The 20,853-nt window shown below is 56.9% G+C and carries 16 protein-coding genes; 9 read left to right on the plus strand and 7 right to left on the minus strand.

All coding sequences use genetic code 11. The features are described 5' to 3' along the window. The 4 genes from VIN96_RS00005 to VIN96_RS00020 all read left to right on the plus strand — a co-directional run. Positions 1 to 776, plus strand: a 776-nt coding sequence (locus VIN96_RS00005; protein WP_331893333.1) for a hypothetical protein, incomplete at its 5' end; no start/stop codon positions are given. Continuing rightward, positions 776 to 1,597: a hypothetical protein gene (locus VIN96_RS00010; protein WP_331893335.1), complete on the plus strand. Its 822-nt coding sequence runs from the start codon at positions 776 to 778 to the stop codon at positions 1,595 to 1,597. The genes VIN96_RS00005 and VIN96_RS00010, both read left to right, overlap by 1 nt. Before the next feature lie 93 nt (positions 1,598 to 1,690). After that, positions 1,691 to 2,653, plus strand: a complete 963-nt coding sequence (locus VIN96_RS00015; protein WP_331893337.1) for a hypothetical protein — start codon at positions 1,691 to 1,693, stop codon at positions 2,651 to 2,653. Between the two features lie 24 nt (positions 2,654 to 2,677). Further along, complete coding sequence (locus VIN96_RS00020; RefSeq protein WP_331893338.1) at positions 2,678 to 4,645, plus strand: hypothetical protein; 1,968 nt, start codon at positions 2,678 to 2,680, stop codon at positions 4,643 to 4,645. A gap of 10 nt (positions 4,646 to 4,655) precedes the next feature. Here the strand turns inward: VIN96_RS00020 and VIN96_RS00025 are convergent, their stop codons facing one another. The 3 genes from VIN96_RS00025 to VIN96_RS00035 form a co-directional block, all read right to left on the minus strand. Further along, entirely contained in the window at positions 4,656 to 5,885 is a 1,230-nt protein-coding gene (locus tag VIN96_RS00025) for an EAL domain-containing protein (protein WP_331893340.1), read from the minus strand. 113 nt (positions 5,886 to 5,998) lie between these two features. Then, positions 5,999 to 7,354, minus strand: a complete 1,356-nt coding sequence (locus VIN96_RS00030) for a glutamate--cysteine ligase (RefSeq protein WP_331893341.1) — start codon at positions 7,352 to 7,354, stop codon at positions 5,999 to 6,001. A 40-nt stretch (positions 7,355 to 7,394) separates the two neighbouring features. Further along, positions 7,395 to 8,135 carry a 16S rRNA (uracil(1498)-N(3))-methyltransferase gene (locus VIN96_RS00035; protein ID WP_331893342.1) on the minus strand — a complete coding sequence of 247 codons (741 nt, stop codon included), beginning with the start codon at positions 8,133 to 8,135 and terminating at the stop codon, positions 7,395 to 7,397. 56 nt (positions 8,136 to 8,191) lie between these two features. Here VIN96_RS00035 and ubiA point away from each other — a divergent pair, with 56 nt between their 5' ends. After that, positions 8,192 to 9,130, plus strand: a complete 939-nt coding sequence (gene ubiA, locus VIN96_RS00040) for a 4-hydroxybenzoate octaprenyltransferase (RefSeq protein WP_331893344.1) — start codon at positions 8,192 to 8,194, stop codon at positions 9,128 to 9,130. 65 nt (positions 9,131 to 9,195) lie between these two features. Beyond that, positions 9,196 to 10,164: a hypothetical protein gene (locus VIN96_RS00045; RefSeq protein WP_331893346.1), complete on the plus strand. Its 969-nt coding sequence runs from the start codon at positions 9,196 to 9,198 to the stop codon at positions 10,162 to 10,164. A 20-nt stretch (positions 10,165 to 10,184) separates the two neighbouring features. Here VIN96_RS00045 and VIN96_RS00050 read toward each other — a convergent pair whose 3' ends face one another. Beyond that, positions 10,185 to 10,913, minus strand: a complete 729-nt coding sequence (locus tag VIN96_RS00050; RefSeq protein ID WP_331893348.1) for a hypothetical protein — start codon at positions 10,911 to 10,913, stop codon at positions 10,185 to 10,187. Between the two features lie 18 nt (positions 10,914 to 10,931). Continuing rightward, a complete protein-coding gene (locus VIN96_RS00055) occupies positions 10,932 to 12,737 on the minus strand; it encodes an HD domain-containing phosphohydrolase (protein ID WP_331893349.1) in 1,806 nt (601 codons plus the stop codon). 219 nt (positions 12,738 to 12,956) lie between these two features. Here VIN96_RS00055 and VIN96_RS00060 point away from each other — a divergent pair, with 219 nt between their 5' ends. Further along, positions 12,957 to 14,471: a UbiD family decarboxylase gene (locus VIN96_RS00060; RefSeq protein ID WP_331893351.1), complete on the plus strand. Its 1,515-nt coding sequence runs from the start codon at positions 12,957 to 12,959 to the stop codon at positions 14,469 to 14,471. 10 nt (positions 14,472 to 14,481) lie between these two features. Here the strand turns inward: VIN96_RS00060 and VIN96_RS00065 are convergent, their stop codons facing one another. Continuing rightward, complete coding sequence (locus VIN96_RS00065; protein WP_331893353.1) at positions 14,482 to 15,423, minus strand: amidohydrolase family protein; 942 nt, start codon at positions 15,421 to 15,423, stop codon at positions 14,482 to 14,484. A gap of 114 nt (positions 15,424 to 15,537) precedes the next feature. Here VIN96_RS00065 and nhaA point away from each other — a divergent pair, with 114 nt between their 5' ends. Then, positions 15,538 to 16,722 (plus strand): Na+/H+ antiporter NhaA, encoded by a 1,185-nt coding sequence (gene nhaA, locus VIN96_RS00070; protein ID WP_331893355.1) that lies wholly within the window; start codon positions 15,538 to 15,540, stop codon positions 16,720 to 16,722. Between the two features lie 41 nt (positions 16,723 to 16,763). On the opposite strand, the gene VIN96_RS00075 is transcribed toward nhaA, so the two are convergent. Further along, complete coding sequence (locus tag VIN96_RS00075; RefSeq protein WP_331893356.1) at positions 16,764 to 17,204, minus strand: rhodanese-like domain-containing protein; 441 nt, start codon at positions 17,202 to 17,204, stop codon at positions 16,764 to 16,766. Between the two features lie 169 nt (positions 17,205 to 17,373). On the opposite strand from VIN96_RS00075, the gene VIN96_RS00080 reads away from it, so the two are divergent. Next, positions 17,374 to 20,847: an FAD-dependent oxidoreductase gene (locus VIN96_RS00080; RefSeq protein ID WP_331893358.1), complete on the plus strand. Its 3,474-nt coding sequence runs from the start codon at positions 17,374 to 17,376 to the stop codon at positions 20,845 to 20,847. The last annotated feature ends 6 nt before the right edge of the window (positions 20,848 to 20,853 follow it).

Raw genomic sequence — 20,853 nt, forward strand, 5'->3', positions numbered from 1 at the left:
GCACCCAGGTGGAAAACCACTTGCGGGCGATGTTCCCCGATCTTGGACTGGGCGCTATGTCGGCGGTTTTTTCCGGTGCGGGGCCGATGGATTTTGATGTATTTGCAAAGAATGAGCGCATTCGTTTTAATTTTACCGATATTCGAGAAGAAGAAGGCGAGGCCTTATTCAAAGCTATTGATGAGCTATTTTTTGATATCATTGATATGCCGGTTGTCGGGGTGGATCCCTTTGCAGGTCAAGACTTTGACCTCATGATATATGTATCTGATAACCTGCCATTTGACGCTATGTTTCCTAAATACAAATCAACCCTCAAAAATAAGGGAATTTCTGAACAAGACTATATCCAAGATTTGCGTAAGGCTGAGACCGGCGGTGCCATTTTCCAAGCCAAAAGGTATATGCGCAATACGGGCGAGCCCCTTGTGGTGGTGGCGACGGAACGCGATGTCTTGAGCGCGCCGGAACGGTTTACTTTCGATGCGCAAATCCGTTTTGCGTTGTTTCACGCCCTGACCGGAGCCAGGGCCAGCCATGTGATCCAGCCCTCGGTGATGAACCCGCGTTCCGTGCAAAAGCGCCGCAACGGCTTCGCGCCCATCGACCGGGCCGTGCTGCGTGCGATTTTCAACAACAAAGATTGGTCCGGTTTGGCCTACAAACCGAAAATGAAGCTGCTGACCGACCGGGTCATGGAGCAGCTCAAGGGCATGTCTTCAAGCATGTTCTTCGATCGGCATTTCGCACACGATGGACCTGGGAGCATGACGTGATGATACGGCCCTTTTTTAAACGGTTGATCAAAGCCTGCGCCCTGGTCGTGGTGTTGAGCATCGCGGTGGATGGCGTCGCCAAGGCGGACAGTCCGTATCCGCGCACCCAGGTGGAAAACCACTTGCGGGCGATGTTCCCCGATCTTGGACTGGGCGCTATGTCGGCGGTTTTTTCCGGTGCGGGGCCGATGGATTTTGATGTATTTGCAAAGAATGAGCGCATTCGTTTCACTTTTTATGATTTGAAAAAGCACGAGTGGGATGCGACGGGGGCAATTTTATTTGAGTTGTTCGACGAAGTGATGAAATTTCCTGCAGTCGGGATTGATCCTACTAAAGATGAGGCCGACCTATATATTATGGTTTCGGACAACTTGCCGTTTGACGCTCTGTATCCGGCTTATAAAAAACTGCTCAAGTCGGGCTCGGAATCCGAACAAGACTATATCCAAGATTTGCGCAAAGGTGAAACCGGCGGGGCCGTGTTTCAAGCCAAAAGGTATATGCGCAATACGGGCGAGCCCCTTGTGGTGGTGGCGACAGAACGTGATGTTTTGCACGCGCCGGAACGGTTTACATTTGATGCGCAAATTCGCTTCGCGTTGTTTCACGCCCTGACCGGGGCCAGGGCCAGCCATGTGATCCAGCCCTCGGTGATGAACCCGCGTTCCGTGCAAGAACGCCACAACGGTTTCGCGCCCATCGACCGTGCCGTACTGCGTGCGATTTTCAACAACAAAGATTGGTCCGGTTTGGCCTACAAACCGAAAATGAAGCTGCTAACCGACCGGGTCATGGAGCAGCTTGAACGTAACCCCTAACACGTTGCCCTAAATCAAATTTGATGACGGCCGAGTTACGGCATGTTTGTTTTTGATTTAGATTTAGGAATATATACACAAAGGAGATCTCAAATGCCTCGTTTCCTGCAATATCGCCGCAATCTACTCGAAACCAAAAACGATTTTCTTTTCGACGATATGAATAAACAGCCTTCTTATGCCCGGTACGTTGACTACACGTTGGGCACGGGTGGCGAGAACGTCGTGATCACCGGTAAGCGCCCACAGAAGGATTATCAAAAATCAGGTAAGCCTGGTGACATGGTGTCCGCTGATGGTGAAGTTGTCTTGAACGAAAAGGGCGGGTTTAAAAAAGCCTCGGGTAACGTCGGCGTGGGGGATGGCAAGCTGGGTGTGGAGGTCGGCGGTTCGTATAACGCCGAAACAGGTGGGGGCACCGGACAAATCAAAACCAAGATCGGTAAGGGGAGCGCACAGTTCGGTTTTGACACGGAAAACAAATCACTTGAAGTCGGTGCTGAATATGGTGGGAAGATCAGTGGTGCAGGCGTTAACTTTCGGGGAACAAAGAGACGTGGTGCTTCAGTAACTGTAAAGGCACATTATCTCGGGATAGAAGGGGACTATACATTCCACACTCAGGGGCCTCTTCCCGACACGTGGGCCGATACAATCGCTCTGCCAACCGGCCCGAAAGATTATTTTCAATACACCTATCGGATTGACCGCGTGCTGACAAAGCCGGGGCACCCTTTGCATGATCCAGAAAAAATAACGGTTCTGCAAAGCAGGCGAACAACCGAACTGACGGCATTGGGAAAAAACCATTACAGAGAAGTCGAGGTTTCGACTTTGCTGAACAATGGCAAATACAGAAATGTCACGGCGGAAAAAAAGTCCTCGCCCGAATTCGACAAAGCCCATCAAAATATAAAAGACTTTGTCGATGTGATAGGGATCGGCAGCATGGTTCAGCGGTCGTATCGCGATCAGATTGTCGAAAACTTGAAGTCTCGGTTAAAGGGCGATCCAAACAAGCCCAGCGATCAAAAGATCCTGGACACCGTACAGTGATATACGAATGCCTTTGGCAAGGGTTTGAGAAACATCGAAACGGGCCCCTTTGAAGCCAAGGCGATTGAAAACGGTTTGTACGATGCGCTGAAAGCCGGAGTTTCGCTTTCGCACAATGCAGAATTGCTCGACGCAATTAACCTTCACATGGCCGAAGTCCCCGCCGCAGTGGAGCAGATGCTTGCCGCAAACGCACAAGCGCTCGCCCAACAGGCCTTGCAGGTGCAAAAACAAGAATTCGACCAGCGTGTGAATATTGTCGAGCATAAGGTCGCTTACGAAAATCTTCAAAGTGAGCTAATGCGGGCGGGGGCGCCAGAGGCGCTGTTGCGTGACATTGCCCAGGGCAGTGTTACGGGTCCTTACGACCCGAAAAGCGTTCATCCGTCCATGGGGCATGCGATCATGCGTGGGCTCGAAGGCGTTTCGGTCGTCAACGATGTGCGCTTTTCGGCGTTGGACAAACTTGCCGGCGAGCATGCGCGGTTGGAGTACGAACGCACCGGCGACATCGCAGCCGCAACCCAGGCCGGGGTGAATGCGGTGCGCAAGGAACAGTCGGCGGACACCGGCCAAGCGCCGCTTTCGGGCCTGAGCAACCAACAGGTCGCGGAAAAAGCGTTTCAGGGCTATCGCGACACCTTGATGAAGGGCAGCCTCACGGTTGCAAGCGGCAACTACGCTGGCCCGTCACAAGAGTACAGCCCCGAAGACCTCATGACGGCGGAGCAAAACCAACGCCAGTTGGGTAACCAGCGGGCAAAAACGGATGCCGTGCGCACGCCGCAAAATACGTATAAGGCCATAGGCTTTGCGATGCCGAAGCACGATTACGTATCCGGTCGAACCCAACAGAACGCCAATCGCGCCACGCGCCGCACGATCGATACCGCCGGCATGAACATGGACTTGTTGAGCGCGTCGTCCGCCAATATTGCCGCGCTTAAGGACTACAGCGTCAGGTTGGACGGATGGTCGCCAATGAGCGAGAGCAAAACAGCGGCCACCGCCACAGCCACACAGCAAAACGTATCGACGCCGAAAAGCGATCCGGAACTGGCTGCGATTGAAAAACGCACCAGACAACAGCGTGCTCAAGAAGCGGCGCAAATCCGCGCCAATAAGGATGGCTTGCTGGCGGATGAAGCAAAAAAAGCCCGCGCCAGCGCCAAGGAAGACACGCTGGATGATGTGGAATTCGCTGCTGTTGACGCACAAAATGCCAAAGCTGCGAAGGTCGACAAGCTTGGCGAAAGAGTCGTTTCCAATCTGCTGCCGGATCAGCAGCGACAAAAACAAGACAGGCAGCAGCGAGAACAATCCGCGCGAATGCGGAGCGCCGCGGATAAAAAAAGCCAAGACAATGCGAAGTATGTGGGGGCGGGGACTGCCGCTGGGCGAGATGCTGCATCGCAAATTTCGATGGGATCCAGTTCTGGTCGTTCCACAGGCTACAATGATCGTCAGGATCTTGCGACGGCCTTAACGAAATCCGGACAGCATGGCGACGTTGGTGTCAGCAATTTGACCGGCTACGGCACGATCCGTGGCTCACAACAGACGAAGATGCTCGGCGAGGATCCGGCGTTTGCGCCTGATGCATTTGAAAACGGTTCGAGTGGCGGTGGCGACAACTCACGCGTCATCTGCACCGAGCTGGTGCGCCAAGGCTTGATGGCGCCGAGCCTTCAACGCTTGGACATTGCGTTCACGCTCCATCATCTGTCTCCGGCCACGGTGCGGGGGTATCACGCCTGGGCGGTGCCGTATGTGCGTTTGATGAAGCGCTCCCAACTGGCGACCCGCTTGGTCGAGCCGTTGGCGCGCTGGCGGGCGGAAGAAATCGCTTATCGCATGAAGGCGCGCGTGCGTCCGCATTACCGGGGCCGCGTGGTGCGCTGGGTGGGTGAGCCGTTGTGTTGGGTTCTGGGCAGCGTGCTTGGCTGGATCGGCGATCCGGATCGCTTTTATCCGCAGCCGCGTCGTCGCTGAGCGCCGCGCATCACTCGAACACGGGAGTGGGGGCGAGAACCGAGGTCAGGGCGTGGGGGTTGCGTTCGCGCAGCCCCTCGGCGAACGACAGGGCGACGATGCGCGAAACCTCTTTGTCCACCTGTTCGGAAAAGTTCAGGAAGTCGTTGGTCGCTTCGATGATGGCTTCGGGGTCGGCGGTGGCGCGCACGGTCTTGATCAACACACTGCCCGCGGCGTGCATTTCGCGGTGCAGGTCTTCCAAATTCTTGTGCGCGGCATCGGACAGGCCGGCGCGTTTCATATCCCGATACCACTGGCCCAAACGGCAGTATGCGGGGTTGTGGCGCAAATCCAGGCGCGGCATCTTGTCCCATTCGCTGGGGCTGGTCATGGTCATGGTGTAGACGGTGTCCAACACCTTGCGCCGATACGACAGGTGATTGACCCAGGCGTTGTACAGAAAGCCCAGTTCCGACGACGGCCAAGACGGATCGTCTTTGATGATTTGAATGAACGGATCGATGGGCAGCGGCCTGCTCATCCAATAGCCCTGCGCTTCGCTGCACCCGGACGCCAGCAAGAAGGTATACGCGCCTTCGGTCTCGACCCCTTCGGCGATGGTCTTGATCGACATGTCGCGGGCCATCAAAAGGCTGGAGCGTACGATGTGGGTGTTTTTGGAATCCTCGGCCATGCGTCCGACCACGCCTTGGTCGAGTTTCAGCGCCGAAAACGGCAACTGGCTGAGCACGTCCAGCGACGCATATCCGGTGCCGAAATCATCCATCACGATCTCGATGCCCAACGCGACCAGATCCAACAGCGTGGTGTTGATGCGGCTGGAGCGATCGAGGATTGCGGTTTCGGTGATTTCAATTTGAATGTTGCCGGGGTTGATCAACTGGTTGCCGATGAAGCTGCGCAACATCTTCACCAGATACGGCGAACGCAGATCCAGCGCTGAAACGTTGAAGGCGATTTGAATGTCGGGCTTGATCTCACGCAGCTTGGCGATGTCTTGGACCAATTCTGTGAGCATCACGGCGGTGATGTCGGTGATGAAGCCACTTTCTTCGGCCTGAGGCAAAAACAAACCCGGCGCCACCAGTTTGCCGTCGGGGTGTTGCCAACGCAGCAATGCTTCGCCGCCGACGATTTTCCCGGTTTGGAAGGAAATTTTGGGCTGGAAGTGAAAACAGAGCTCGCCGGCATGCAGCGCTTGTTCAATCTCAGCAAGGGTAATCTTGCTGTCACTCATATCGGTGTTTCATCTCAGATTCCAGCAACGGTAATGTTTGCGGCGCGAATCGTATCATGGCCTTGGAATCATTGGCAATGTCGAAGCTCGCTTTTATGGATTTAGCGGCGGGCTCAATATGCGTATTCGCGGAAGATCGGATCGATGCAGCCTTTCCAGCGCCGTTCGTAGGCGAACAGCAGGTCTTCGGCTGGGGTCAGGCCGGATTCCGCGATTTGGAACAAGGGCTTGAGGAAACGGGTTTCGTCTAGGCCGACGCCGTCCAAACACTTGCGCCGCAGCAATCCTTCGTGGGCGCATTCCAGCACGTCGAGTGCGACATCGCCGACCGTTCCACTGCGAAACGGCGTGTTGAGCGCCATTTCCGGAACCATGGCGCGCAGGTGATCGTGCTCTTCGAGGGTCCAATCTTTGACCATGTTCCAGGCGTGATCCAAGGAATCGGGGTCATACAGCAGACCCACCCACAGTGCCGGAAGGGCGCACAGGCGGCTCCACGGGCCGCCGTCGGCGCCGCGCATTTCCAGATATTTCTTCAGGCGCACTTCCGGGAAGGCGGTGGTCAGGTGATCTTCCCAGTCTTTCAGGGTGGGGTGCTCACCCGGCAGCGCGGCCAGTTTCCCGTCGATGAAGTCGCGGAACGACTGGCCCGATGCATCGATGTAGGTACCGTCGCGATAGACGAAGTACATGGGCACGTCGAGCATGTAGTCCACATAGCGTTCGAACCCAAAGCCGTCTTCGAACACGAACGGCAAGTTGCCGGTGCGATCTGGGTCGGTGTCGGTCCAAATGTGGCTGCGATAGCTGAGATAACCGCTCGGTTTGCCGTTCTTGAACGGCGAATTGGCGAACAACGCCGTGGCGATGGGTTGCAGCGCCAGCGACACACGGAACATCTTGACCATGGTGACTTCGGAATCGAAGTCCAGGTTCACCTGCACGGTGCAGGTGGACTGCATCATGTCGAGGCCCAGATTACCGCGTTTGGGCATGTAGTTTTGCATGATGGCATAGCGGTTTTTCGGCATCCACGGCATTTCAGAACGTGGCCACTTGGGCTGATAGCCGACGCCCAAAAAGCCGATGCCCATTTCCGCCGCGACGGCTTTCACCTGTTGCAGGTGGGTGCCGACTTCCTTGCAGGTTTCGTGAATGTTGGGCAACGGCGCGCCGGACAGTTCCAATTGACCGGCCGGTTCCAAGGTGATCGACGAGCCGTCGCTTTGCACCAAAGCGATGACGTTGCCGCTTTCGCTGACCGGGTTCCAGCCGAAGCGGGTCAATTTGTCGAGCATCACGCGCACGCCCTGATCGCCCTCGTATTCCAGCGGGCGCAGATCGTCCAAGCGGTAGGCAAACTTTTCGTGCTCCGTGCCGATCAGCCATTTGTCGCGCGGTTTGCAGCCGCTTGCGAGGTATTCGACCAGTTCGCGTTTGGAGGTGATGGTGGGGCTTTGATCGCTCATGTGATGACCTTGACGTTGTTTTTTACCGATGCGGCGCGTCTTATCGATCGCGCCAGTCTCCACATTGGGCTTGCATCACGGCGAGGGCGGCAATGGCCGCCGTTTCGGCGCGCAGAATTCTCGGCCCCAAACGGATCGCAATAGAAATGGGCAATTTAAGCAGTCCGTCAAGCTCGCGTGTTTCAAATCCGCCTTCTGGACCGATCAAAATACCCAAAGACCCGGTGACGGTTTCGAGTTTCTGGGCCAAAGATGGTACGTTTTGGCGCTCCGCTGCGACCAACAAGGTGCGATCCTCGGGCCACATCGCGGCCAGTTTTTCTATCGCCACGGGCTCAAGAATTTCCGGCACGCTCAGGCGTTCGCACTGTTCCGCCGCGTCGATGGTTTGTTGAATCAGACGCTCCATTTTCAGGCGGCGGTTTTCGGTGCGCGCGGTGATCACCGGGATCAGGCGTTCGACGCCCAACTCAACGGCCTTTTCGACCACCATGTCGAGGCGGTCCTTTTTCAGCGGCGCAAACGCCAGCCACGGCCCCGGTTCCGCTTTGGCGGCCCTGAGTTGCGTCAGACACTCGGATGAAGCTTGAGTTTTGCCCAAATCGACCAAACGGGCGCGCCACTCGCCGTCGCGGTCATTGAACAGCTGCACTTCATCACCGCTTTTGGCACGCAACACCGCGCGCAGCTTATGCGCCGGGCCTGGGCCCAATGGCACGCTCAGACCTGCGCCGAGGTCCGTTTCGCAGTATATTCGGGTGATGCTTTTCGATTCGCTCATATCCGGATCATAAGCCTGTTTGCATACCAGCACAGCAATGACGTAAAACTACACCCATGACAGACATCGCCGAACCCACGCCGAGTCCCAATAGCGCCAGCGACATCCGCACGCAAGGCTGGCTTGCCCGCCTGACGCCGGGACCTGTGCGTCCGTACATGTATCTGATGCGCCTGGACCGTCCTTACGGGGCGTGGTTGCTGCTTTTGCCGTGCTGGTGGTCGATTGCCTTGGCCGCTGACGGCACCTGGCCGGACCTTGAAATGCTGGGGCTGTTCGCGTTGGGCGCGTTTATCATGCGCGGCGCGGGCTGTGTCATGAACGACATTGCCGACCGCGATTTCGATGGCAAGGTGGCGCGCACAGCCAACCGCCCGATCCCCAGTGGACAGGTGTCGGTCAAACAGGCGGTGGCGTTCCTTGGTCTGTTGGGGTTCAGCGGCTTGGCGATTTTGGTGCAATTCAACATGTTCGCCATCGGCGTCGGGGTCCTGTCGTTGGCGACGGTAATCATTTATCCGTACATGAAACGCTTTACCTATTGGCCGCAGGTGTTTTTGGGCCTGTCGTTCAACTGGGGGGCTTTGCTCGGCTGGGCGGCGGTGCAGGGATCGCTCGGCGTGGCGCCAGGGGTGTTGTATGTGGCGGGGATTTTTTGGACGCTCGGATACGACACCATCTACGCGCACCAAGACAAGGAAGACGACATTCTGGTCGGCATCAAATCCACGGCCTTGAAGCTGGGCGATGCGACGCGTGGGTGGCTGGTGTTTTTTTACGGCGGCGCCATTGCGCTGACTGCGCTTAGCGGTTGGCTGGCGGGGCTGAGTGTGTATTTTTATCCGGCGTTGGTGCCGGCGGCGGCGCATCTGGCATGGCAGGTAGCAACCGTAAACATTCATGATCCGAAAAACTGTCTGGTGCGGTTCAAATCCAACCGTGACTTCGGCCTGTTGCTGTTTGCCGCCGTGATCGTTGGGCAGATTGTTTATTGAGTTTATAATCCATCATAAAGTGTTCTATCCTTAGTGGTGTAAATGCCAACTGGAGAGGAACCGATATGGGATGGCGCGGCACACTAAGAACCTTGAACGCCATGTCGAGAGAGGCAGAGCGAAATCAAAAACGTCGACAGCGAGAGGCTGAGCGCTATCATCGTGAGCTTGATAAGATGGAGGCACTTGAGCAAGCGCAAGTTGAGGTGGATGAATATCATAGGTACATCAAAGAAGTGGTCTCACTTCACGAAGAAAGCAGCAAAATTTTTGACTGGGCTGCATTTACTGATGAACCATTTCTTAAGCCAATCAAAACGACTGACAGCGAAAGTCTGGCGCGTCAAAAATGGGAAGGCTATACCCCTGGCTTCTTTGTGAAATTGTTTGGGTTGGCCGAAAAACGAAAAAATGTACTTTTTGCTAGAATAGTCGAAGGGCAAGAAGAAGATCAGCGAAGGTACCAAGCTCAATGTGACGAATATAAGGATTGGGAGGAGACGAAAATACTTGCTGATAAGGTTTTGCGTGGTTTGCCTGAGGCATACATTGAAGCCATAGAAAGAGTTAATCCATATTCGGAAGTCGTCGGATTAGGTTCTCACGTCACTGTAAATTGTACCGAGAACGGTGACGTTTATGTAAGGGTCAAGGTGCATGGGGATGACATAATTCCAAATGTGGTCAAATCTCTTTTGAAGAGCGGGAAGTTGTCGATTAAGAAGATGCCGAAAGGGCAATTTTACGAGTATTATCAAGATTATGTTTGTGGGTGTGCCTTGCGAGTTGCTCGCGAAACACTAGCCCTATTACCAGTTGATGAAGTTTATGTGACGGCTGAAGACAATCTTCTCAATACGGCAACAGGTCACGTTGAAGAACAGCCGATTCTTTCAGTTCGAGTGCCAAGACTGACTTGTGAGCAGTTGAATTTTGAGGCGCTTGATCCGTCCGATGCAATGAGTAATTTTGTACACAATATGGATTTCAAGAAAACCAAGGGGTTTTCGCCCGTGGCGGCATTGGAAAATTAATTGACGTGTGAAATTGGAAATTAGCTGAGAAATATCAGCGATTTCCAGCCGTGCTGCAGGGCCGTTTCGGCCAGTTTCTCAGCCCGTTTCATGCGCAAGGCCGGACTTTTGATGCCGGCTTCGATAAATGCTTCGGGTTCTTCATGGGGCGCGATGAGCGTGCGGGCGTAATCCAGCACTTCACATTGGTTCATTGGTGTCCATTTGCGGCCCTGGGTGTCGAGTTCGGCCAGCGGCACCGGCTTGCCGTCACGGTTCAGGCAACCCCGGCGTGACAGGTAGGCGTGCGCGGTGTCCAGCGTCATGCCGTCTTCGATGGTCAAGTCAATGCCATGCAGACGCGTATAATCATAGTTCACGCCGACGGCTTCGGTTTCATGCATGCGCTCGAGTTGGGCGTCGGTAAGCCAGGTCACGAACACACGGCTTTGTGCGCCCGGTGCGTGGGCGAGGGTGGCGGGGATCGACCCGTAACTGGAAAAATGCGCGCTGTAGACAGCATCGAAATCGCACAGGATGGCGCGGGTCACATAGACGGGCTGGTCCAACAGGTGGTCGTGATTTTGATACTTACGCGCCAATTGCACGGGCGAGGCGTTGGAGCCGGACGCGATCACCGCGTGACGGCCGTCGCGTTCATGTCCCCCTACGGGTAAGGCGTTCCATCCGTTCTTGTCGAGCACATAAGAGCTGTCGGGAATGTCGAACGGATACGATTTGGCGAATCTGATTGGGCAGTTTTTTGTCATGGCACGGAGAATATGGAGCTATTCGGCCGCCGCGTCCAGATATTGCGACAGATCGACCTCGTCGATCTGATCCGGTTTGAGGAAGCGTTCGGCGTATTCCTTGTAGATGCCGCTTTGTAAAAGCAGGCGGAATAGATCCGGATCGATATGCTGATCCTTGACCATGAACGAGAGGATCTTGATGCTTTCGCTCAAAGTCTTGGGTTTTTTGTAGGGGCGGTCCGCGGCGGTCAGGGCCTCGAACACGTCGGCCAGCGCCATGATGCGCGCGGGCACTGACATTTGATTCTTGGTCAGCTTGCGCGGATAACCCGTGCCGATCAGCGTTTCGTGATGGGCGCCTGCGTATTCGGGGACGTTGCGCAAATGTTTGGGGAACGGCAGCTGGCCCAGCATCACAATGGTTTGGATCACGTGGTTTTGAATGATGTAGCGGTCTTCGTTGGTCAGCGTGCCACGTGCGATGGACAGATTGTAAAGCTCGCCGCGGTCGAACTGTTGTTCGGGCACATCCATTTTGAAGCCGTAAAGCTCGGCGTTCAAATTCTCGAACGCATCGTTGCGTGGGAAGATGTGCTCGGGCTTATCCGACAGCAGCGGTTCTTGCACCGGCAGCTCGACGGCGGGTTCCGCCTGTTTGCGCATCAATTCTTCATGGGAAATGCCGATGCGGTCGTCCAAGGTGCGCGTCCAGGTGGCTTGAGCGATTTGTTTTAGGCGCTCGACCTTTTCTTCGGCCATGAACTCGCCGCCGACGTTGCAATCGGCGACGAAGGCGTAGTCCTCATCGATTTGCGCCAACTGGGCGTCCAGTTCAACCTTGAGCGCATCGCGGTCGCCGCCATCCGCGACTTGTTTCCAATAGTCGATTTCCAGCTCGCGCTTTTTGACCTCGAAACGCATGCGCACCTCATGGATACGGTCATAGATCGTTTCCAGTTTGGTGGCCTTGTCGACCACGTATTCGGGGGTGACCACCTTGCCGCAATCGTGCAGCCAGCTGGCCAGATGCAGTTCGCGAAACCCGCCTTCGTCGAGGGAGAAATCACGCAGCTCGCCGTGGTCCGCTTCAACGGCGGCGGTCGCCAGCATTTCAGCCAGTTCGGGTACGCGTGCGCAGTGGCCGCCGGTGTAAGGCGACTTGGCGTCGATCGCGCCGGCGATCAGTTTGATGAAGCTGTCCATCAAACGCGCTTGCGCGTCGATCAGCATCTGATTGTCGACGGCCACGGCGGCCTGGGAGGTCAGCGCTTCGATCAGCGGTACGATCTCATCGGAAAACGGGATCGATTCACCGTTTTCGTCTTTGGCGTTCAAAAGCTGCAAGACACCAATGATTTCGCCGGAGTGATTTTTTAGCGGTACGTTGAGGAACGATTTGGAGCGATAGCCCGTGCTTTCGTCGAATTTACGCGGGCCGGTAAAATCGAACTCAGTGGCTTCGTAAACATCGGCGATGTTGACCGTTTCGCCCGATACGGCGACATGAGAGGCGACGTTTTTGTGATTGGGTTCGCCGGTTTCGACATCGTAGACGGAAATGGGCGGGAACGGGATGTCTTCGCCGGTGGTTCCGCCCTTGGCGATGCCGAGACTGTCGGTGCGCATGATTTCGAATTTGAGATATTTGCCGTCGGCTTCGGCCTCGAACACGGTCTCGCCATCGCGTTGGACCATGTGTCCGCACAGATACAGCGTGCCGCCGTCGGCGTTGCACAGGCCCTTGGCTTCGAGAAGAATGTTTTCCAACAGGCGATGATGGTCGCGTTCGGCCGACAGCGCGATGCCGATTTCAATCAGCTTCGCGTAATCGACGTTGCCCACCGTGCTCGTCTTTGGCCTAGGCTCAGGCGTCGTTCCATTTGGCGCCATGCTATTCGTTACCGACGCCTGCGCGTCTGGCTCCCCTCGATGTGGTTTCCCACGAATTCAATCAATTAAAGCACCTATTTATGATTTAGAAAATGATGCATTCTTTCTATGCGTTGTTTCTAACGCATATTTTTTCATTGCAGACGGCTACAAAGCTGTGATCTTTGACACATGGCATACGCATCTTTAAGAGATTTCATCGACGAATTGGAGCGCGCGGGAGACCTCGTGCGCGTTGCAAAACCGATTTCCCCCGAACTGGAAATGACCGAAATTCAGACCCGTCTGATGGCCGAACAAGGCCCGGCGGTGCTGTTCGAAAATCCGGTCGATGGCGACGGCAAGCCCTATGGCAAGCCGGTTTTGGTCAATTTGTTCGGCACCGTCGAGCGGGTCGCGCGCGGCATGGGACGCAAGCCGGATGAGCTGAAAAGCGTTGGCGAGACCTTGGCCTTTTTGCGCCAGCCCGAACCGCCGGGCGGTTGGCGCGAAGCGCTGGAAATGGCGCCGCTGCTCAAAACCGTGATGTCGATGAAGCCCAAAACGGTCAAGTCCGCCCCCTGCCAAGAGGTGGTGATCGAAGGCGACGACGTAGACCTGTCTCAACTGCCGATTCAAACCTGTTGGCCGGGCGAACCGGCACCGCTGATCACGTGGCCGCTGGTTATCACCGCCGGTCCGGACCCCAAAAACGACAAGCGCGACGTGCCCAATTTGGGCATTTACCGCATGCAGGTGACGGGCAAGAACACCACCTTGATGCGCTGGTTGCATCACCGTGGCGGCGCGCAGCATTTCCTGCGTTGGAAAGACATGCGCTCTGATCCGATGCCGCTGGCGGTCGCCATCGGCGCGGATCCCGGCACCATCTTGGCTGCGGTGACGCCGGTGCCTGATACGTTGTCGGAATACCAGTTCGCCGGATTGCTGCGCGGCGCGAAAGTCGAACTGGTCGATTGCAAGACCGTGCCGTTGCAAGTTCCCGCCACGGCGGAAATCATCTTGGAAGGCCACGTCAGCCTGTCCGAAGTCGGCGATGAAGGCCCTTACGGCGATCATACCGGCTATTACAACAATGTCGAGCCGTTCCCGGTGTTCACCGTTTCGGCCATCACCCATCGCAAGAAGCCGATCTACCTGTCGACTTATACCGGACGCCCGCCCGACGAACCGAGCGTATTGGGCGAAGCGCTCAACGACGTGTTCGTGCCGCTGTTTACCCAACAGTTTCCCGAGGTGCGCGATTTCTGGCTGCCGCCCGAAGCGTGTTCGTACCGGGTTGCGGTGGTGAGCATGAAGAAGGCTTACCCTGGTCACGCCAAGCGCATCATGATGGGGGTGTGGTCGTATCTGCGCCAGTTCACTTACACCAAGTTTGTGATCATCGTCGATGACGACATAGACGCGCGCGATTGGAATGACGTGATGTGGGCGTTGTCGACCAACGTCGATCCGGCTCGCGACGTGACCATGGTGGAAAACACGCCCATCGATTATTTGGATTTCGCCTCGCCCGATTCCGGCCTGGGCTCGAAAATGGGCATCGACGCGACCACCAAGATCGGTCCGGAAACCAAACGCGAGTGGGGCCAAAAGATCCGCATGGATCAAGACGTGGTCGACAAGGTCAGCGCCATGTGGGACGAATTGGGCCTGCCGGGATCTGGCAAGCCGATCTGGAAGTAGCCCTGCCGCGTTAGCGTGGCGGCAAATTCCATAGCCTTTCGGCGTTGCCGTGGGCAAGGGCGTGGGCCACGTCCGGCTTCAACTCAGTCAGGGCTTTGCGCCACAGTGCCGCTTGGTCCAGATAAAATTTGCCCCAAAATTCCGGCCACACGTTGTCGAACGCGAGGATGAAGCGGTCCGGGTGCGCGCTCATAACACTGGCCCATTGGGGCGCCAGATTTTCCCCTTCGAATAAATTCACCCAGGGTTGGCTCGAGTTTTCGGCAAGGGTTATGGGGTTGCTGTGCGACATCATGAAATAGACATTGCCGTGCGCAGCGATCAGGCGGCTGACGTCGTCGGGGGGTAGCTGCCCCATGTGGATGAGGACGAAGGGGTGATCAGGGTGTGCCTTGGCGGTGGCCTCGAACGCGTCCATGTAGCCGGATTTGTCCCATCCCGCGGCGGCGAATTCGTAATGCGCGATGAACGGCCAGCCTTTCTTCACTGCGATGTCGAGCAGAAACTGAGCTTCCGGGCTGTCGATGGCGACATCGATCTTGGGCGCTTTTTTGCCTTTTTGCGCATGGAACAAAATGGTTTCGCCCATGGCGGAGTAGACGGGCTGCTTGACCTGCTGCTTGATGAATTTTTCAAATATGGGCGTGCCTTTATTGAACGCCTTGCCTTTGCTGCGCACCGCTGCGGTGATGCGGTCGGGATGGGTCGTCGCCAAGTCGGCGACGTCTTGCGGTTCGCGGTCGTTGCGTGCCGATAGAATCGTGCGCCACACCCCGGCCTGATCCATCAAGGGAATGATCGTGTCGCTGTCGAGGCCCGCAGGCATTTGGCTGTGGGCGTCGACGAAATAGAGATCGGGCATGCCCTCGGCCTTGGCGGTGGCGAACGAAAAGACCACCACCAGCAAGGTTGCGACGACGCTCAACGAATATTGTGAGACAGGCTTGATCATCGTTCGTTCCTCACAGCTGCAAAAACATGCTTATTTTTGTCTTTCCGGCAGTTCCCTTCGCCAAAATGTGTCCTATATCTAGGGTCCGTGCCAACATTCAACGAGATGATTTTAATGCCGTTTTCAGCCGTCCGGGAATTTTTAAAGCTTGAAGCCGCAGGTGGCATCGTTCTGATCATCGCCGCCGCACTGGCTCTCATCATTGCCAACTCGCCCATGAGCGGTCTGTACGCCGCGTCTTTGGATATTCCCGTAGCCGTGAAATTCGGCGCGCTGGAAATCGCCAAGCCCTTGATTCTCTGGATTAATGACGGCTTGATGGCGGTGTTTTTCTTCCTGGTCGGCTTGGAAATCAAGCGCGAGTTTCTCGAAGGCGAATTTTCCAGTCCTTCACAGATCGTTCTTCCCGCGATGGCGGCGTTCGGCGGCATGGCCGGACCGGCGTTGATTTATGTCGCGATCAACCAAGGCAACGCCATCAACATGGATGGTTGGGCGATCCCCACCGCCACCGACATCGCCTTCGCGCTGGGTATTTTGGCGCTGGTCGGCAGCCGTGCGCCGTTGTCTTTGAAAATTCTACTCACCGCGATCGCCATCATCGACGATTTGGGCGCGATCGTGATCATTGCGGTTTTTTATACCGAAAGCCTGTCCATTCCGTCCTTGATGCTGGCGGGTGGGTTCATCGTGGCTTTGGTGGCGATCAATCGTTTGGGGGTCGTGCGCCAAGCGGCTTACATTTTGCTCGGCATCGGTTTGTGGGTGTGCGTTTTGAAATCCGGCGTCCATGCGACGCTGGCTGGCGTGATTACGGCTTTCGCCATTCCCATGGGTCGTGGTGGCGAGGGCGAACCGTCCATGCTGAAAACCCTTGAGCACAAACTGCACCCCTGGGTCGCATACATGATCCTGCCTGTTTTTGCGTTTGCCAACGCGGGCGTGTCGTTTTCGGGCATTGGTCTGGACAGCTTTGTCGAGCCGGTCAAATTGGGCATTTCGGTCGGCTTGTTCGTGGGCAAGCAGGTCGGCGTGTTTCTGATGCTGTGGCTTGGCGTTAAGCTGGGACTGTCGGCCATGCCGCGCGACACCAATTGGGCGCAGCTCTATGGCGTGTCGCTGCTGTGCGGCGTCGGGTTCACGATGAGCTTGTTCATCGGCTCGCTGGCTTTCGAACACAGCTCGTTCGACGTGCCGATCAGGCTTGGCGTGTTGACTGGCTCCATCTTGTCGGCGGTTCTGGGCTATGCGCTGCTCAGAATGCAGCCGATGCCCCATCATGGACAAAGCCAAGGGTAACCAAGGCCTCATTCGCCCAGTGGTGAGGGCTGACCTTGAGGTCAGCCCTGCACCCAAGGCAATCCCGCGACTTTCCAGCCGTTGATGGTGCCGCGGTGCTTGTTCGCATCGGGGTCGCCTTCGAAGCCCGAGGCCACGTTGTAGCATTGGCTATAACCCATTTGCGTCAACGCGTGCGCGGCGTAGGCCGAACGCACGCCGGAGCGGCAAATCAGCAGCAGCGGCGTGTCCTCGTCTTGCGGTTTGACGGCTTCCAATACTTGCGGCACGAAATTTCGGTTTAGGTCCATGCGGGGATAAAACAGCCATGGCACGAAAATGGCGTTGCGCTTGATTTGGGTCATGTCCACAATGCCGACATAGGCCCATTCTTCTGGGGTGCGCACGTCGATAAGCGTAGCGCGAGGATCGTCAAGCAGGCGCTGCCAGGTTTCTTGGGGGGAAAGGTCGCCTGCGTAAATCAGTGGGGTGTTCGATGTCATCTGTGCATCCATTGGGTCGTTAAAAGGGCAATACGGGCTATTTTCCAAATCCCGTTTATGCTCTTTGTCCCACACACTATATAGTCAGACTGCGTCTGACTTTTATCCCCCAACAAAAGCAAATCAGACACTACGCCCTCAGCACGTGAATGCCAATAGGATAGCCTATATGAATTTACAGCTCGCCTTCGACCTGACCTTCGCGGACCTTTACGATGACCGGGCGCTGAGCCGCGTGGATGGGGCGTTCATGACGGTGCTGGCGGCGCTGGACGCCGATCTGCGCGACCGATTGGTGGCTGCGCGCACCGATCCCGTGGGCATGAGCAAAAAAGACGAGGCGGACTTGCTGTTGCAGGTGGCGCCGCACGTCGACGCGTTCATCGCCAAGCTGTTCGGTATCGAAGACGAGCTTGCCGCCTTGGCCGGGCGGCACACCGCTTTAGAACCGCTGTATGCCTGTAAGCGTTTGTTCGTGCAGCGCCGTGCGCTCAAAGGCAAAACGCTGGATGACGCGTTGACCATCGACGGTCCGGCTCTGGAAGTTCGGCTTGCACCGGTGCTGGGCGGGGAACTCACCCAGTTCAGTTTCGCCGAAACGGTGATGGGCTGGGTCGAAGACGAAATCGCCCATGAAGACGACGTTCGCGCAGCCCTGGACTATGCGGTGTGGGCGACGTTGACGGATGCGGGACGTGCCCGCCACCGGGGAGAGATCTTGTTCCGCCAGCCGTCCAAGTTGGACATGGCGCATCTGGTGCATACCGAAACGGTCGACGTCTCGGGCATCGCAGCCGCAGCGTTCGCGCCCGAGCGCCACATTCACCGCGACGGCTTCAAACTGACCGATCCGGGGTGTGATCTGGTTGGTGCGTTGGATCAAGCGCACTATTGCGTGCTGTGTCATGACCGCGGCAAGGACAGTTGTTCGCACGGCATCAAGGACAAAACCACCGGTGCGTTCGTGAAGAACGATCTGGGTGTCGAGTTGGCGGGCTGCCCGCTGGACGAAAAAATTTCCGAAATGCACAGCGCCAAATTGCACGGTCACGCAGTCGCCGCGCTGGCGCTGATCGCCATCGACAACCCGCTGTGCGCGGGCACCGGGCATCGCATCTGCAACGACTGCATGAAAGCCTGCATTTACCAAAAGCAAGACCCGGTGAATATTCCCGAGGTCGAAACCCGCGCTCTGAAAGACGTTTTGGAATTGCCGTGGGGCTTTGAGATCTACAGTTTGCTGACGCGCTGGAATCCGCTCAACCTCACCCGCCCGCTGCCCAAGGGGGAAAGCGGCTACAAGGTGCTGGTGGTGGGCATGGGCCCGGCGGGCGCGGCGCTCAGCCATCATCTGATGAACGAAGGTCATGCCGTGGTCGCCATCGACGGCGCAAAGATCGAACCGTTGGACCCGGCGTTGAGCGGAATATCGATCAGCGGCCAACGCGGCGAATTCGTCCCGGTGCGCGATATCAACGATTTGCGCGAAGACTTGGATGTGCGCTCGATGGCCGGGTTCGGCGGGGTCGCCGAATACGGCATCACGGTGCGTTGGGATAAAAATTTCCTCAAGGTGATCCGCCTGTTGATCGAACGTCGGGCGCAGTTTCGCATGTACGGCGGGGTGCGCTTCGGTGCGCAGATCACCAAAGACCAAGCCTACGCCATGGGCTTCGATCACATTGCGCTGTGCATGGGGGCGGGCAAGCCGACGGTTTTGGATATCCCCGGCAACCTGGCGCGCGGCGTGCGACAGGCTTCCGATTTCTTGATGGCGCTGCAACTGACCGGTGCGGCCAAACACGACAGCCTTGCTAACCTGCAATTACGTCTGCCCGCCGTGGTGGTTGGCGGTGGCCTGACCGCCATCGACACCGCGACCGAGGCCTTGGCCTATTATATCGAGCAGGTGGAAAAGTTTCTTGCCCGCTATGACGTGCTGGAAGCCGATCTCGGTCGTGACAAGCTGCGCGAACGTTGGACCGCGGAAGATCACGAAATCGCCGATGAGTTTTTGGAACACGGCCGCGCCGTGCGGTATGAGCGCGCGGCGGCCAAGGCCGAACACCGCGAACCCGAATTGGTGCGGCTGCTCAACGCCTGGGGCGGGGCGACCATTGCGTATCGCCGCCGCATGATCGATGCGCCGAGCTACCGACTCAATCACGAAGAAATCGAAAAGGCGATGGAACAAGGCATCCGCATCGCCGAATTGTTGTCACCCATTGCCGTCGAAGTCGACGAGCACGGGTGGGCGCAGGCCTTGAAACTGGAAGAGCAAGAATTTGGCGAAGACGGGCGTTTGCACGGCACCGGGCGCGAAACCAGCTTGCCCGCGCGTGCGGTGTTGATCGCCGCGGGCACCCAGCCCAATACGGTGCTGAGCCGCGAAAATCCCGATTTCGCGGCGCTGGACGGCAAATACTTCCAAGCGGTCGATGCGGACGGAAAACCGGTGCAGCCCGAATGGACCGACAAGCCCGGCACCGTGCAGATTTTGATGAATGCCGAGGCCGGACGCACCATGAGCTTCTTCGGTGATCAACATCCGAGCTTCGCCGGCAACGTGGTCAAGGCCATGGCCAGCGCCAAACAGGGTTATCCGCATGTCGATGCGGCGATGGAAAAGGCCCCGCCCAGTGCCGTTCGCTATGGCGATTTGGTCAGCCGATTGGACGACGGACTGCTCGCCACCGTGGTGCGCGTCGAACGCCTGACCCCGACCATCGTCGAGGTGATCGTCAAAGCACCGTTCGCCGCCAACGCGTTCAAGCCGGGTCAGTTTTTCCGCTTGCAGAATTTCGAGGCCTTGGCCGCGCTTAAAAATCACACCCGCATGGCGATGGAAGGCCTGGCGCTGACCGGTGCATGGGTTGATCGCGACCAGGGTTTGGTGTCGTTGATCGTTCTGGAAATGGGTGGGTCTTCGAGCTTGTGTCAGCGCTTGCACGATGGCGAGCCGGTGATTTTGATGGGCCCGACCGGTGCCCCGACCGAAACGCCGGGCGGCGAAACGGTGCTGCTGGCAGGCGGCGGGCTCGGCAACGCGGTGCTGTTTTCCATCGGCCAGGCGTTGCGCGCGGCGGGTTCCAAGGTGCTGTACTTCGCCGCTTACAAAGGCGTCAACGACCGTTACCACATCGAAAACATCGAACGCGCCGCCGACACCATCGTGTGGTGCTGCGACGAAGCGCCGGGGTTTGCGCCGGGGCGCGAAGGCGATTTCAGCTTCACCGGCAACATCGTGCAGGCCATGCAGGCCTATGCGGCGGGCGAATTGGGCACGGTTCCCACGCCGATGACGGACGTTGACCGTATCATCGCCATCGGTTCCGACATGATGATGAAGGCGGTCAAAGATGCCCGTCAGGGGGTGTTGAAAGATTTGCTCAAGCCAGGCCACGCCGGGTTCGGTTCCATCAACGCGCCGATGCAATGCATGATGAAGGAAATCTGCGCGCAGTGCCTGCAACGCCATGTCGACCCCGAAACGGGCAAGCAAAGCGTGGTGTTCAGTTGCTTCAACCAGGACCAACCGTTGGACCTGGTGGACTTCGCCAGCCTCAATTCCCGCCTGCGCCAAAACGCGGTCAGTGAAAAGCTCACCGCGAAATGGATTGCGCACTGCGAAAGGTCCAGTTGACGACCG

This window comes from Magnetovibrio sp., from assembly GCF_036568125.1.
GTDB lineage: Bacteria > Pseudomonadota > Alphaproteobacteria > Rhodospirillales > Magnetovibrionaceae > Magnetovibrio.

Excerpts from the sequence above, each read along its gene's own strand:
- VIN96_RS00025 (WP_331893340.1), bottom strand. The coding sequence starts at position 5,885 with ATGAGTGACAGCAAGATTACCCTTGCTGAGATTGAACAAGCGCTGCAT.
- nhaA (WP_331893355.1), top strand. The coding sequence starts at position 15,538 with ATGCCGTTTTCAGCCGTCCGGGAATTTTTAAAGCTTGAAGCCGCAGGT.
- VIN96_RS00050 (WP_331893348.1), bottom strand. The coding sequence starts at position 10,913 with ATGACAAAAAACTGCCCAATCAGATTCGCCAAATCGTATCCGTTCGAC.
- VIN96_RS00035 (WP_331893342.1), bottom strand. The coding sequence starts at position 8,135 with ATGAGCGAATCGAAAAGCATCACCCGAATATACTGCGAAACGGACCTC.
- VIN96_RS00075 (WP_331893356.1), bottom strand. The coding sequence starts at position 17,204 with ATGACATCGAACACCCCACTGATTTACGCAGGCGACCTTTCCCCCCAA.
- VIN96_RS00065 (WP_331893353.1), bottom strand. The coding sequence starts at position 15,423 with ATGATCAAGCCTGTCTCACAATATTCGTTGAGCGTCGTCGCAACCTTG.
- ubiA (WP_331893344.1), top strand. The coding sequence starts at position 8,192 with ATGACAGACATCGCCGAACCCACGCCGAGTCCCAATAGCGCCAGCGAC.
- VIN96_RS00030 (WP_331893341.1), bottom strand. The coding sequence starts at position 7,354 with ATGAGCGATCAAAGCCCCACCATCACCTCCAAACGCGAACTGGTCGAA.
- VIN96_RS00045 (WP_331893346.1), top strand. The coding sequence starts at position 9,196 with ATGGGATGGCGCGGCACACTAAGAACCTTGAACGCCATGTCGAGAGAG.
- VIN96_RS00080 (WP_331893358.1), top strand. The coding sequence starts at position 17,374 with ATGAATTTACAGCTCGCCTTCGACCTGACCTTCGCGGACCTTTACGAT.
- VIN96_RS00010 (WP_331893335.1), top strand. The coding sequence starts at position 776 with ATGATACGGCCCTTTTTTAAACGGTTGATCAAAGCCTGCGCCCTGGTC.
- VIN96_RS00015 (WP_331893337.1), top strand. The coding sequence starts at position 1,691 with ATGCCTCGTTTCCTGCAATATCGCCGCAATCTACTCGAAACCAAAAAC.
- VIN96_RS00060 (WP_331893351.1), top strand. The coding sequence starts at position 12,957 with ATGGCATACGCATCTTTAAGAGATTTCATCGACGAATTGGAGCGCGCG.